The organism is Bacillus salipaludis, from assembly GCF_004358205.1.
This window is the reverse complement of record NZ_SMYO01000011.1, coordinates 88,279-101,271: the sequence shown is the minus strand read 5'-3', so window position 1 is coordinate 101,271 and position 12,993 is coordinate 88,279. Positions and strand designations below refer to the sequence as shown.

The 12,993-nt window shown below is 36.9% G+C and carries 15 protein-coding genes and 1 riboswitch; of the genes, 7 read left to right on the top strand and 8 right to left on the bottom strand.

Going from position 1 to position 12,993, the window contains the following annotated elements; genetic code table 11:
• The first annotated feature begins 267 nt into the window (after positions 1 to 267).
• On the top strand, positions 268 to 1,209 hold the full coding sequence (locus E2K98_RS21590) for an ATP-grasp domain-containing protein (protein WP_133337824.1): 942 nt from the start codon (positions 268 to 270) through the stop codon (positions 1,207 to 1,209).
• Positions 1,210 to 1,301: 92 nt separating this feature from the next.
• On the opposite strand, the gene E2K98_RS21585 is transcribed toward E2K98_RS21590, so the two are convergent.
• Positions 1,302 to 1,832, bottom strand: coding sequence for a YceI family protein (locus E2K98_RS21585; RefSeq protein ID WP_133337822.1), 531 nt, complete (start codon positions 1,830 to 1,832; stop codon positions 1,302 to 1,304).
• 382 nt (positions 1,833 to 2,214) lie between these two features.
• On the opposite strand from E2K98_RS21585, the gene helD reads away from it, so the two are divergent.
• Complete coding sequence (gene helD / locus E2K98_RS21580) at positions 2,215 to 4,533, top strand: RNA polymerase recycling motor HelD (protein ID WP_133337820.1); 2,319 nt, start codon at positions 2,215 to 2,217, stop codon at positions 4,531 to 4,533.
• A 43-nt stretch (positions 4,534 to 4,576) separates the two neighbouring features.
• Here the strand turns inward: helD and E2K98_RS21575 are convergent, their stop codons facing one another.
• The gene (locus E2K98_RS21575) at positions 4,577 to 4,720 is read right to left on the bottom strand and encodes a BA3454 family stress response protein (protein ID WP_133337818.1); all 144 of its coding nucleotides are present in this window, start codon (positions 4,718 to 4,720) and stop codon (positions 4,577 to 4,579) included.
• Positions 4,721 to 4,862: 142 nt separating this feature from the next.
• On the opposite strand from E2K98_RS21575, the gene E2K98_RS21570 reads away from it, so the two are divergent.
• The gene (locus E2K98_RS21570) at positions 4,863 to 5,336 is read left to right on the top strand and encodes a GNAT family N-acetyltransferase (RefSeq protein WP_235824901.1); all 474 of its coding nucleotides are present in this window, start codon (positions 4,863 to 4,865) and stop codon (positions 5,334 to 5,336) included.
• 6 nt (positions 5,337 to 5,342) lie between these two features.
• Here E2K98_RS21570 and E2K98_RS21565 read toward each other — a convergent pair whose 3' ends face one another.
• Complete coding sequence (locus E2K98_RS21565; RefSeq protein WP_133337816.1) at positions 5,343 to 5,573, bottom strand: hypothetical protein; 231 nt, start codon at positions 5,571 to 5,573, stop codon at positions 5,343 to 5,345.
• A gap of 238 nt (positions 5,574 to 5,811) precedes the next feature.
• Here E2K98_RS21565 and asnS point away from each other — a divergent pair, with 238 nt between their 5' ends.
• The gene (gene asnS / locus E2K98_RS21560) at positions 5,812 to 7,203 is read left to right on the top strand and encodes an asparagine--tRNA ligase (RefSeq protein WP_133337814.1); all 1,392 of its coding nucleotides are present in this window, start codon (positions 5,812 to 5,814) and stop codon (positions 7,201 to 7,203) included.
• 62 nt (positions 7,204 to 7,265) lie between these two features.
• On the opposite strand, the gene E2K98_RS31120 is transcribed toward asnS, so the two are convergent.
• Positions 7,266 to 7,439, bottom strand: coding sequence for a hypothetical protein (locus tag E2K98_RS31120; RefSeq protein WP_165976338.1), 174 nt, complete (start codon positions 7,437 to 7,439; stop codon positions 7,266 to 7,268).
• A gap of 167 nt (positions 7,440 to 7,606) precedes the next feature.
• Here E2K98_RS31120 and E2K98_RS32360 point away from each other — a divergent pair, with 167 nt between their 5' ends.
• Entirely contained in the window at positions 7,607 to 7,825 is a 219-nt protein-coding gene (locus E2K98_RS32360; protein WP_133337812.1) for a helix-turn-helix domain-containing protein, read from the top strand.
• A 142-nt stretch (positions 7,826 to 7,967) separates the two neighbouring features.
• Here E2K98_RS32360 and E2K98_RS21550 read toward each other — a convergent pair whose 3' ends face one another.
• A complete protein-coding gene (locus E2K98_RS21550; protein WP_133337810.1) occupies positions 7,968 to 9,449 on the bottom strand; it encodes an amino acid permease in 1,482 nt (493 codons plus the stop codon).
• Between the two features lie 142 nt (positions 9,450 to 9,591).
• A riboswitch (Lysine riboswitch) is annotated at positions 9,592 to 9,783 on the bottom strand.
• Between the two features lie 325 nt (positions 9,784 to 10,108).
• Between E2K98_RS21550 and E2K98_RS21545 the strand changes: the two genes are divergently transcribed.
• Positions 10,109 to 10,924 (top strand): YitT family protein, encoded by an 816-nt coding sequence (locus E2K98_RS21545; protein ID WP_035425019.1) that lies wholly within the window; start codon positions 10,109 to 10,111, stop codon positions 10,922 to 10,924.
• Between the two features lie 196 nt (positions 10,925 to 11,120).
• Here the strand turns inward: E2K98_RS21545 and E2K98_RS21540 are convergent, their stop codons facing one another.
• From E2K98_RS21540 to E2K98_RS21530, 3 genes are all read right to left on the bottom strand, one after another.
• Positions 11,121 to 11,981, bottom strand: coding sequence for a DUF421 domain-containing protein (locus tag E2K98_RS21540; RefSeq protein WP_133337808.1), 861 nt, complete (start codon positions 11,979 to 11,981; stop codon positions 11,121 to 11,123).
• Between the two features lie 19 nt (positions 11,982 to 12,000).
• Positions 12,001 to 12,204, bottom strand: a complete 204-nt coding sequence (locus tag E2K98_RS21535; RefSeq protein ID WP_133337806.1) for a DUF1657 domain-containing protein — start codon at positions 12,202 to 12,204, stop codon at positions 12,001 to 12,003.
• A 93-nt stretch (positions 12,205 to 12,297) separates the two neighbouring features.
• The gene (locus E2K98_RS21530; RefSeq protein WP_026576867.1) at positions 12,298 to 12,501 is read right to left on the bottom strand and encodes a DUF1657 domain-containing protein; all 204 of its coding nucleotides are present in this window, start codon (positions 12,499 to 12,501) and stop codon (positions 12,298 to 12,300) included.
• 145 nt (positions 12,502 to 12,646) lie between these two features.
• Between E2K98_RS21530 and E2K98_RS21525 the strand changes: the two genes are divergently transcribed.
• Complete coding sequence (locus E2K98_RS21525; RefSeq protein WP_133337804.1) at positions 12,647 to 12,988, top strand: YmaF family protein; 342 nt, start codon at positions 12,647 to 12,649, stop codon at positions 12,986 to 12,988.
• Positions 12,989 to 12,993 lie beyond the last annotated feature (5 nt).

The following is a 12,993-nucleotide window of genomic DNA, read 5'->3' as shown; positions in this document are numbered from 1 at the left end:
TAGTTCCGAAAATGCAGTAAAATGGAATTAAAATAATAATAGGTAATTTTTAGTGTTTTGGATAAACTATTAATTTTCAAGAATAATTTCAAAAAACGCTTTTTTGCTTTAAAGTGTATGAGAAATACAAGGTTAATAATAATATTTGTGATAAATTAATTTTGAAAAAAACGCAAAAACTATACTATTATAGAAATAGGGAAGTTTTTATAGTGGTATATTCAAAACGGATAGACTAGTAAAATCAGAATGAGAGGAGATCTTCTTTTGAAAAAGGTATATATTATACATGAAAATAGCGAGTGGACTGTTCATTTAACAAAGCGTTTAGACGAACTGGAGGTCCCATACGAAGAATGGCATTTAGATAACGGGAGACTTGATTTAGCGAAGGAACCGCCAGAAGGGGTTTTCTATAACAGAATGAGTGCATCCTCTCACACAAGAGGACATCGCTTTGCGCCCGAATTGACTGCCCAAGTTCTTGCATGGCTTGAATCACATGGCCGTAAAGTATTTAATGGCACACGGGCTCTCCAGCTGGAGGTAAGTAAGGTTTTACAATACTTAGAGTTGAATAAACATGAAGTTCGTACACCAAGAACGATTGCGGCTGTTGGAAAAGAACAAATGATCGAAGCGGCCCGCGAATTTGAAGGTACACCCTTTATTACAAAGCATAATCGGGCTGGAAAAGGACTTGGGGTTCAGCTATTTCAATCCTCTGAGGCCCTTCGTTCCTATGTTGAAGGTCCAGCGTTTGATGAATCGATTGATGGAATTACATTAATCCAGGAATATATTCAGGCTCCTGAAAGCTATATTACTCGCTGTGAGTTCATTGGCGGGGAATTTGTATATGCGGTTAAGGTAGACACATCGGAAGGGTTCCAATTATGTCCCGCAGACGCATGCCAAATAGGTGACCTGTTCTGCCCTGTGGGGGAAGAGGTAGAGAATAAACCAAAGTTCCAAATTATTGATGGTTTTTCAGATCCAATCATTGAAAAATATCAGCGGGTGTTAGCAGATAATGGGATTCAGATTGCTGGTATCGAATTTATCCGCAATGTGGAAGGTGAAATTTTCACCTATGATATCAATACGAATACGAACTATAATTCAGATGCTGAAGCCAAGGCCGGGAAATTTGGCATGCTGGAACTCGCAAAATTCTTGAAAGCTGAACTTGAAAAATTGAATGACTAAGGTTTATTTGAAGGCTCTCTATGTAAATTGGAGAGCTTTTTTATTGAAAAAAGGGCAGATGCTCAAAGAATCTGCCACAATTTGCTATATTATTAAGCTTTTGCAGCTTGGATTTGTAAGTTGATTTTTACTTTATCGCCTACAAGCACGCCGCCAGTTTCTAGTGCTGCATTCCAAACTAAACCGTAGTCAGAACGGTTAATAGTACCTTGTGCGCTGAAACCAACTTTTTCATTTCCCCATGGATCTTTTCCTTGACCTTCAAACGTAACAGCGAAAGTTTCTGGTTTAGTTACGCCACGTAATGTTAAATCACCAGTAAGGTTGTATTCACCTTCATCTGTTTTTTCAATTTTGGTAGCACGGAAAGTCATGTTAGGATGATTTTCTGCGTCAAAGAAATCTGCAGAAACTAAGTGACCATCACGATCTTTATTGCGAGTATCTACACTGGCAGTTTCAATTGAGAATTCAATTGCTGCTGTTGTTAAATCAGCTGGATCAGCGTCAATCGTTGCACTGAAATTATTGAAAGTACCTTTTACGTTTGCAATCATCATATGGCGAACAGAAAAATCTACACTGCTATGTGCAGTATCAAGAGCCCATTTTGTTTTTGTCATTTTATTTCTCCTCCAGTTTTGTTTTGAAATCATTTATCTTGAAATTAAAATAACTTAATTCAAGGTAAATTATATGTTGAATCCAAGTATATTGTCAATCAATTTTCGTAAATTTTTTTCGATTTATTTATTGAAAGGAATAACAGGGGAGAAGGAATGAATGAGGGCAGAAAACAAATACTAACAATGGACATAAAAAAAAACGCCAAATTGGCGTTTTGAGTTTGAAATATTGGTTGAATGTTAAAAATAGGCATGTTAAAATTAATATTGGTCTAATTGGTAATTTTAAAAGCTATATATAAATATCCTATAATAACATTATCACATTTTTTGATGTTTGTCAAAAAAATAGGCCAAATTTTTTCTGGAGAGTGGTTCGATGAGCGATTTACAAAACTTAGACTGGCGAACAGAACAGGATCGTGTTGATTTCGTTGTAAAGGAAATTGACAAAAAGACAAAAAAATTCAAGCAAGGTGCCGGTAATGTCAGCTCTGATGTTCTCGAGTTACGAAAAACTTTCTGGGAAGATGTAACGGTCAATATGGATGAACCGGATGACGTTATTGAGACTGCCGCAAGTATTAAGCAGCAGGCTGAATTACTTTCAGAACGGGAGCGGACACATAAACAGATTGATAAGCAGCTAAACACTTTAGCAAGATTAAAATATTCGCCCTACTTTGGTCGAATTGATTTTTGGGAGAACGGGGAAAAGTCCGCTGATCAAGTATATCTTGGAATTGCCTCACTCATGGATGAGCAAGATGAGAACTTTTTAATTTATGATTGGCGTGCCCCTATATCAAGTCTTTATTATGACTATCCTCCGGGTCCGGCTAAATATGAAACACTTGAAGGAACTATTGAAGGGGAAATGAATTTAAAGCGTCAATTTATCATTCGGTCTTCCGAAATTAAAGGAATGTTTGATACCGGGGTTACCATTGGTGATGAAATGCTTCAAGAAGTGCTTGGGAATAACGCCAGCACACAAATGAAAAGTATCGTCGCGACCATTCAAAGGGAACAAAATCAGATTATCCGCGATGAGCGAAGCAATCTACTGATTGTTCAGGGAGTGGCTGGGAGTGGAAAAACATCAGCAGCCTTACAAAGAGTTGCTTATTTGCTTTACCGTTACCGCGGAACATTGAAGTCGGAAAATATTATGCTGTTTTCCCCGAATCCTTTATTTAATAGCTATGTAGCCACTGTCCTCCCCGAATTAGGGGAAGAAAATATGCAGCAGGTTACCTTTCAGGAGTACCTGAACCACCGGCTTGGAAAAGAATTTGAGGTCGAAGACCCTTTTTCTCAAATGGAATATTTGTTAAATGGGCAAGAAGGGCAGGAATATCTAACACGGGTTGAAGGTATTCGCTACAAGGCTAGTTTAGCTTTTAAAGATGTTATGGATTTATATGCTTTGAACTTGTCTAAACAAGGTTTAATTTTTAGGGATCTAACCTTCAGAGGAGAGGTGCTTTTTTCAAAAGAAACGATTCATGATTACTTTTATTCTTTAGATGTATCTTACTCGATTCCGAACCGAATGCAGTTGGTTAAGGAATGGTTATTAAGAGAATTAAAGAGGAGGGTGAGAAAGGAGCGCTCAAAGAGCTGGGTCGAGGAAGAAACGCAATTTCTAGAAAAAGAAGATTACTTAGATGTATATAAAAAATTGCAAGAAAAGAACCGGTTCACGCATAATAGCTTTGATGATTTTGATAGTGAGCAAAAGCTGCTTGCGGAAATGGTTGTAAAAGAAAAGTTTAAACCAATTTTTTCGAAAGTCAAAAGATTGAAGTTTGTGGATATGCCGGCTATATACGAGCAGCTTTTTGAAGATCATATTGAGGGGGCTTTTCCTGAAGGTTGGCCTCAAATTTGTGCACAAACTCTTCAAAAATTAAAAAAGCTGGAGATTGCATATGAAGATGCCACCCCATTTGTTTATTTGCAGGATCTTATTGAGGGGCGTACTTCCAATACTTCGATTCGGCATATTTTTATAGATGAAGCACAGGACTATTCACCATTTCAATTTGCTTTCCTTCAGATGTTATTTCCATTTAGTAAAATGACCTTATTAGGTGATTTTAATCAAGCAATTTTCTCCGGTGCAACCGGTTCTGATACGGTTTTGACCGACCTTGAAATCAGCAGTGATAAGGTTGAAAGGATTGTTTTGACAAAAACCTATCGTTCGACAAAGGAGATTGTTGAGTTTACTCGTGCTTTGATTGAAGGGGGGGAGCAAATTGAACCCTTTAACCGGACAGGGAAGAAACCGGCGGTCAAGAAAGTTGAAAAAGATCAGATGGATGAAGTGATCCTAAATAAAATTACGGAAATGCAAGGTGCAGGGCATCGGACGATTGCGGTAATTTGCAGAACAGAAAAGGAAAGTAAGGCAGCGTATGAGATATTAAAGGGTAGAATCCCTCTTCATTTAATTGAAAAAGGGACGATATCGTATGAGAAAGGGATTCTCGTTATCCCTTCCTATTTGGCAAAAGGAATTGAATTTGACGCTGTCATTCTCTATGATAGCTCACAGTATAAAGATGAACAGGAACGAAAACTATTTTATACGGTTTGTACCAGGGCGATGCATGAACTGCATCTGCTGACATCGGATGGGGTTAGTCCGTTAATGGAAAATGTACCGCAAACTGCCTATATTTTTGACTAACAAAAAAGCTGTATGATCAGTTGATCATACAGCTTTTTCTTTATTATAAATTTTTTCTTTCGTATTGTTTTTGCACTTGTTCATATGCTAATCGAAAAATTTCTTCATCTGACGTATTTCGGTTTGTAATCACATTCGTTAAATAGTTTTTTCCTTGGTAAGATACCGTGACGTTTACTTGCATCATTAAAATCACCTTTCTTTATGCTATCAAAATCAAAACGATTCATTTTATGCCAATAATTAAATTTTATGACCTTAGATTTCGAAATGTTTTTGACAGATTTGTTATAATGTTTGTTAAAGTATATAGGTTCGGAGGCAGGATTATGTCCATGTATTTTGAAGAAATTACCCAAGATACACTTTATATTGCGCTAGAGATTATCAACTCAAATCCAGAGTATAATCAACTTGAAAACGGCAATGTCACTAGAACGATTGACGATATGGAAAAAGAATTTCTAAATTCACAATCAACTAGTGTGTTTATTAAATTAGATGACACCTATATCGGGATTATTGATTACTTGCTGGAAAATCCAAAAGATCAGACTCCTTGGTTAGGACTATTAATCATTCACAGAGATTATCAGGGATATGGCTTTGGTGTTCAGGCGTATGAAATATACGAAAATGAAATGTTAGATCGAGGATTAAAATGTATCCGAATTGGTGTGATAAAAGATAATCACAAGGCACATTCTTTTTGGGAATCATTAGGATTTAAATATTTTAAAAAAGCACTATGGAAAAAAGAAATTGAGATTTCATGCTATGAAAAGCAGTTAGAACAAAACTAGACGATGCTATACCTCGAGAACCATAAATTCCTCAGCAAAACGCTGTACCTGGATTTTGTCTATTTTATTCTTCTTTAATAAAGATTCTACAATGACAAGATAATGTTGCACCTGAGCATTTTTTTTTAATTCCCGCAGTGATACATCGCCATTCAGTAATTGGATGGCTTTTTCTTTGATGTCTTGACTGTTTGAAGATTCATAAAGAAGGAAAGCAATACATGTAACTTTATCCACAAGAACCACTCCTCATATCAAGAATCGATTGATTCTATACTAATTCGACTATCATCTAAAAAACTCCTGCAAATTTCCAGAAAAATCGCAAAAATGGTAGAAGGTTGTTTTTTAGAGCAGTTTTTTTATATAATATTGAAGGGATAAAAGAAAAACTTTTTGTCGTGGATTTACCTTTCATCCCGCTTGGGGTGAGAGGTTTTTTTACATATTTAAATGCTTTAGGAGGTCTATTGTAATGAAAAATTCCTTAATTAAGGATTTGTACAGAAATACAGAAAATTATATTGATCAAAAAGTTCAATTATCGGGTTGGATTCGTACCATTCGTGATTCCAAAACCTTTGGCTTTATTGAAATAAATGATGGAAGCTTTTTTAAAGGGGTTCAAATTGTTTTTGACGAACAATTGGATAATTTTAAAGAAATCGCTAAGCTCCCAATCAGCTCATCGATTAAGGTTGTCGGTGATTTTATTCATACGCCTCAAGCGAAGCAGCCTTTTGAAATTAAAGCAACTGAAATTTCCATTGAAGGTACTTCGAATGTAGATTACCCATTACAAAAGAAAAAGCACTCATTTGAGTATTTAAGAACGATTGCTCATTTACGGCCAAGAACAAATACATTTTCAGCAGTGTTCCGTATACGCTCTCTAGCATCTTATGCGATTCATCAATTTTTCCAAGAAAAAGGCTTCGTGTATGTTCATTCGCCAATCATCACTGGCAGTGATACGGAAGGTGCTGGTGAAATGTTCAGAGTGACCAACTTGGATATGGACAACCTTCCGAAAAATGAAGAAGGAAAAGTTGATAACACGATGGATTTCTTTGGAAAAGAAACAAATCTTACGGTGAGCGGTCAGTTATCCGGTGAAGCCTTTGCGTTGGCATTCCGAAATGTATATACCTTTGGTCCGACATTTAGGGCAGAGAACTCCAATACGGCAAGGCATGCAGCTGAATTTTGGATGATTGAGCCAGAGGTTGCTTTTGCAGAGCTTCCAGATATTATGGATCTTGCTGAGGACATGGTCAAATATGTGATTGGTTATGTTCTTGAACAGGCACCTGAAGAAATGAACTTTTTTAACAGCTTTATTGAAAAAGGCTTGTTAGATCGCCTTAATAGCGCCCATAAGGCAGATTTTGGCCGTGTAACCTATACGGAGGCAATTGAACTTTTACAAAAATCCGGAGAGCAGTTTGCTTACCCTGTTGAGTGGGGACTAGACTTACAAACCGAGCATGAACGCTACCTATGTGAAAAAGTCTACCAGAAGCCAGTATTTGTTACGGATTATCCGAAAGAAATCAAAGCTTTCTATATGAGATTAAACGAAGACGACAAGACAGTTGCTGCGACCGATTTACTTGTGCCTGGTATCGGTGAACTAATCGGAGGCAGTCAGCGTGAGGAGCGCGAAGAGATTCTTGCCTCAAAAATCAAAGAACTTGGAATGAGCGAGGAAGATTATTGGTGGTATTTGGAGCTAAGAAAGTACGGCGGTACAAAGCACTCCGGATATGGTCTAGGTTTCGAACGCTTAATCATGTACTTAACAGGCATGTCGAATATTAGAGATGTTATACCATTCCCAAGAACAACAGGAAACGCAGATTTTTAATTAAAAACAAAATAAAAAGAAGGCCGGAATGGTCTTCTTTTTTTGACTGAAGTAGCGAGGAATTACGGACGGTGTAACTCCTCTTCGAAGAAAAATGTGGACGGGTGCTCTTTAACAACATAAGAATATCTTTTCATGTTTTTTACATATTGCCATTTCAAAATCGTAACCATCTCTTCCGTTCCTTTAATATATACAATCTCTCCACTATTATAGCGGTTGTTTGAACTTCCCAAATTAACACCCCATTTAATATTCTACCTCCATTATACTATAGTATGAAAAAATACTCCTTGTTATAGGAGAGGAACTTTATTATTTTTTGGAAAAATATTACTCATCTATCTATTACCTTCCAATTTTGAAATAGTATGTTATACTAAATAAAAAGTGAGGTGTCATTTTGACGAATTATAAGGCGAAAAAGAGTAACCTCAAAGAATTATTATCAAAAAACAGTATGGATTTAGACAGCTTGGAAAGGAATACGAATATTCCTAAAAGTCAACTCAATGATTACTTATCCAAGAGAGTAATGAATTTGAACAATGCCATGACTATTTCCAAAGAATTGAATTGCCAAATTGAAGATCTGTATGTTTGGACATCAGAAGATAAATAATATAGTTAAAAACAGTCTCATCATCTTTGGGTCTGTTTTTTATTTTGTAGGGAAGAAAAGACGTTACGCTGATGAAAAGAGTATTAGCTGTTTTAAAAAATCAATTTGAAAAAAAATAGCACGCCTTAGCGTGCTATTCTAATTAGTTATTTAAATCACATTTATCTAAAGGAATTAATTTCGTCTTTTTTGTAAATTTATATCCTAACCATAAGATGATAAACAATGGCAATCCGATATAGGAGACTAATACACCATTCCAATCAATATGGTCTCCGGTAAATGCGGAGTAGTTTTGACCTAAAACGACGAATCCGCACACAACAAAGGCAAAGATTGGACCAAATGGGAAAAGCTTAGATTTATATGGAAGTTTGCTTAAGTCTCTGCCTTGTGCAACATAGGCTCTGCGGAAACGGTAATGGCATATCGCAATTCCCAACCAAGCGATGAAACCTGACATACCTGAAGCATTCAATAACCAAATATATACAGTTCCATCTCCGAAGAGGGAAGCAAGAAATGCAAGAGTGCCAACTAAAGTAGTAACAATTAACGCATTAACAGGTACACCATTTTTATTTAATTTGCCAAGAAATTTTGGTGCTTTACCTTGACGAGCTAATTCCCAAAGCATACGAGTTGAGGCATACATCCCTGAATTTCCTGCTGATAATACCGCAGTTAAAATAACAGCATTCATGACAGATGCAGCAAAGGCGATCCCTGCTTTTTGGAATACAAGTGTAAACGGACTGACTGTTACATCGCTGTTTGCTAAGTTACTGTTCGTGTATGGAATCAATAAACCAATTACTAAAATAGCTAAAACATAGAATAATAGAATGCGCCAGAAAACTTGACGAACAGCACGAGGAATTGCTTTTTCTGGATTGTCTGTTTCACCGGCTGCCACACCAAGAAGCTCTGTTCCTTGGAAGGAAAATCCGGCTGCCATAAAGATTCCAAGCATGGTCATGAAACCACCATGGAAAGGGGCATCCCCAACAGTGAAATTCTTGAAACCGATAACATGTCCGCCCATAATACCAAATATCATTAATGTTCCAGTAATAATAAAGATGATAACTGTGACAACTTTAATTAAGGAGAACCAATATTCCGCTTCACCAAAGCCTTTAACCGAAATAAAGTTTAGTAGAAACATAATTGCTAAAAAGATGGCACTCCACAAAATAGATGGGGTGTGCGGAAACCAAAATTTCATGATCATTGTAACAGCTGCTAATTCTGCAGCAATGGTGATGGCCCAGTTATACCAATAATTCCACCCAAGAGCGAATCCTAAGGAAGGGTCAACAAATTTGCTTGCATACGTACTAAAGCTTCCAGCAACCGGCATATAGGAGCCCATTTCGGCTAAGCTTGTCATTAAAAAGTAAACCATAATCCCAATGATTAGATAGGAAAGAATCGCGCCACCAGGTCCGGCAGTAGCGATTGCCCCGCCGCTTGCAAGGAATAAACCTGTCCCGATTGTCCCCCCGAGGGAGATCATTGTAAGGTGACGGGCTTTTAAGCTGCGCTTTAATCCTGATTTTTCTTTGTTCGAGATTAGAACATCAGCACTTGAATTTTCTTTTGATACACGTGCAGTTTGCATATTATCTATACTCCTTTTCTTTGCTGTCTAGTTACGGCACCTAAAAAAAGGTGCTACAGCTTTTCTAATAGGAAGGAGTTTGGAATAAAAAATGCCACCGAAGTAGATTCAGGTGGCATATCAATACCCCGCATCATACCTTCCGAAAGATAGCTCAACACGATTGGCTGGTAGGGCTAATCATGACAGTTCTGTTCCTATTCGGAGACAGCCCCAGCATACTTTTTTAAGAGAAAAAAATACGCTTCGGCGGCTTTTCCTTTCAAACGGAGTTAACGATGTCTCTCACATCTCGTCCGCATTACTAATAAAAACCGCGACCTCTACCTCATCGGCTTGATGAGGATTTAAATATTAAAGTTAATATATTAATAAAGTATAAATAATATTAAAGAATTGTCAATTGTTTTTCTTGAAGAATAATTTTTATCAAAATAAGGGAAAAATAAAACACTGAATAAATAGTACATAACTTACATATAAATTCAATTTTATCAGGTTTTTTTAAATAATATTGGTAAAATATCCGAAAAGATTAATAAAAGAAAATTTATATTTATCAGATAATTGTATATTATTGTAAAAAACTATTAAATTTACTTGGGGTCCGAGAATCGGTATGATATTTGAAAAGAATAGATAGTAGGAGGGGCACTTTCTTGCAATATCTTGGAATAGTTTTCGGTTCTCTCATTGTTGCTTTTGGATTTAATCTTTTCTTAATTCCTCATCAAGTCTTAAGTGGAGGAATGAGCGGAATTTCCATGATTCTAGGGATGATTACCCCGTTAAATACGGGATTTGCGAACTTTCTTTTGAATCTTCCGTTATTAATTATTGGATATAAAATGCTCGGTAGAAGGTTAATTATTAATTCCATCCTATCCGTAATCATTATTTCGATTGGTCTTTATATCATTCCTGTTCATGCCATCGCGCAAGATAAAATACTTTCTTCTATATTTGGGGGAGCTATTACGGGACTTGGGGTCGGAATGGTATTTCGCAGCTCTGGATCTACAGGCGGTTTTGATATCATTAGCATGATTCTAGCTAGAAAAATGGATTTTCCAATTGGTGCCCTTCTATCTGGGATGAACGGTGTAGTCATAATCATCAGTGGATTTTTATTTAATTGGGATTCTGCTCTCAATACATTGGTCTCCATTTTTGTTACCGGTAAAGTGGTCGATGCCATTTACACGGACCATGCCAAGCTCACCATTATGATTATTACTGAAAAAGGCGAAGAAATGCGAAAACATCTGCTGTCTAATTTGTACAGAGGTTTAACGATAATGGATGGAGTAGGCGGTTACTCCAATAACAAAAGGAATATTTTAGTCACGGTTATTTCCAGGTATGAATTAAATGATGTTAAAAATCTCATCTCTGAGGTGGATACTTCAGCATTTGTTAATATTACCGAAACAATCGAAGTAATGGGACTGTTTCATCGACCCAGTCCAAATTAGTACACAAAAGGCTTGTTCTTAGTTTAAGGAACAAGCCTTTTCATTATGCCATCGGCTTTTTATCGAAATAAAGTGGTAACCATTTTCTAGTATCGACCGGGATAACTATGAAGAGTCTAAATAATGATTCACATCTGCTGTACTAAGTGCGTAAAGACGAAAAGATCCTTATCTGATTGAATAAGGATCTTCCTTTTTAACCATTCAAATAAGGAGCTAACTGATCGATTGAATTTTGGACAATGGCTGCATTTTTCATATACATGTCCTTTGATTCCTCACAGTTAGTGGCTAATGAAAATAACTCCAAGTCTGCATGGGTTTTTTTCAGCATCGCCATTAATAGCGGGCGCTGCTGTGGGGAAGCTACTTGTAATTTGTCATCATAAATATCGATGGTTAATTCCCCGTATGAATCCACCTGTCCGATAAAAACATTATCAAGTGTAACCCCGAGTTTTTCTAATTCTGTAGTAAGCCAGCCACGGCTTTTTCCTGATGAACGAAGTGCTTCATCTAAAATTTTACCGTCCATAATAACAGTTTGGGGCTCTTTTTCATTTGCGGTTTTCATTTGCAAATCTTTGGGAGTGAGAGGTCGATTCTCTTTTTTCAACATTGCACTCAAATTCCCTTTAGGTTCAAGAACAGCAAACTCAACATCAGCGATTCTAAAAATGTCCTTCTGCCTAAGCAGGGCGGATAATTCATCAATCGTGTATTTTTCCTTCTTTAAATTTTCTTCCAAAACTTTTCCATCCTTAATTACTACAGCTCCTCTACCATCCATAACATCACGGAACTTTTTGCTTTTTAATGAAAGGAAGTCAGCCATGAAAGTAATCAGGCCAAACACGATGATGGCCAACGCCCCATGATATGCATTACTTTCAAGCCCAGTCACTACTTCACCAGCAATACTGCCTATAGTAATGCCTGCAACATACTCAAAGAAGTTAAGTTCGGAGATTTGTTTTTTTCCAAGAAGTTTAGTGGTTAGAAATACTAATAATAAGAAGATTAGTGATCGAGCAATAATTAAAACCCATCCAGGCATCTTTTCTCACCTCAATCCATTATCCTTTGTATTGCGGTTCTTGACGTTCAAGTTCATATACTCTTGTCTGAATGTCCTTTTTTACATGTTCAAATGTAAGGGCAGTCTCATGAAAAACTCTTTTCGCTTCCTCATCAAGTGAGTTGAGAGCCAGAGCCGATAACTGTGCCTCAATATCTTTAATCGTTGCAAGTGTTGTCTTTACATTAGAAGCAACGGTCACAATGCATCTTCCTTTCTTGAAGGACTTACTATGTAATGAGATTCACTACAGAAATGAAAAAGGGGTTGGCAGAAACGCCAACCTATTTGCTTATTATTGATTGTATTGTGGCTCTTCGGCCTGAATTTCTTGAAGGCGTGGTTCTAAGCTATCTAACACTGATTGAGTTTGCTGGGCAGCTTGTTGATAAAGCTGTTTTGCGTTTTGGTTATCAGTGGCTAATGCAAAGGTTTCAAAACTTGCTTGGGCACTTTTTAAACTAGCTAAGGCTTGCTTTACTTGTGTTCCAACTGTCATTTAGTGATCCCTCTTTTTCATTGAATTCAATTACAAAAGTAGTATGTGAACTTACACATTAGCCTATGTACATTTTTGTTTTCTTTTTTAAAAATTTCGCGCATATAGTTAAGCAGGATGAATTTTCAAACATGGAGGGAAGAGTGTGAGAGATGAAATAGGAAAAGATGATTTTGTAAAAGGTTTTGTTCCCCATCATAATCATGGTTCTGTTGATTATACAGGTTTAAGTTTAAACCATGTCCATCAGTGCCTAGATGTAACATCGCCCCCAATTCAAACTCAGGATGGAAGTCATATTCATTACACGGAAGGGTATGTACTATTTGAGGATGGACATACCCATTATTACAAGGCCTATTCAGGTCCAGCTATTCCTGTCGGCAATGGTATGCATGTTCATTATTATGATTTTCATACTACAGAAGACAATGGCCATAGCCATCATGTAAAAGGCGTCGATCACCCCGCCCCAGGGTCAAAATAACAGAA

Bases quoted from the DNA above. Each gene is read 5' to 3' on its own strand.
- helD (WP_133337820.1), top strand. From the start codon at position 2,215: ATGAGCGATTTACAAAACTTAGACTGGCGAACAGAACAGGATCGTGTT.
- E2K98_RS21570 (WP_235824901.1), top strand. From the start codon at position 4,863: ATGTCCATGTATTTTGAAGAAATTACCCAAGATACACTTTATATTGCG.
- E2K98_RS21575 (WP_133337818.1), bottom strand. From the start codon at position 4,720: ATGATGCAAGTAAACGTCACGGTATCTTACCAAGGAAAAAACTATTTA.
- E2K98_RS21585 (WP_133337822.1), bottom strand. From the start codon at position 1,832: ATGACAAAAACAAAATGGGCTCTTGATACTGCACATAGCAGTGTAGAT.
- E2K98_RS21540 (WP_133337808.1), bottom strand. From the start codon at position 11,981: ATGCCTGGATGGGTTTTAATTATTGCTCGATCACTAATCTTCTTATTA.
- E2K98_RS21530 (WP_026576867.1), bottom strand. From the start codon at position 12,501: ATGACAGTTGGAACACAAGTAAAGCAAGCCTTAGCTAGTTTAAAAAGT.
- asnS (WP_133337814.1), top strand. From the start codon at position 5,812: ATGAAAAATTCCTTAATTAAGGATTTGTACAGAAATACAGAAAATTAT.
- E2K98_RS21550 (WP_133337810.1), bottom strand. From the start codon at position 9,449: ATGCAAACTGCACGTGTATCAAAAGAAAATTCAAGTGCTGATGTTCTA.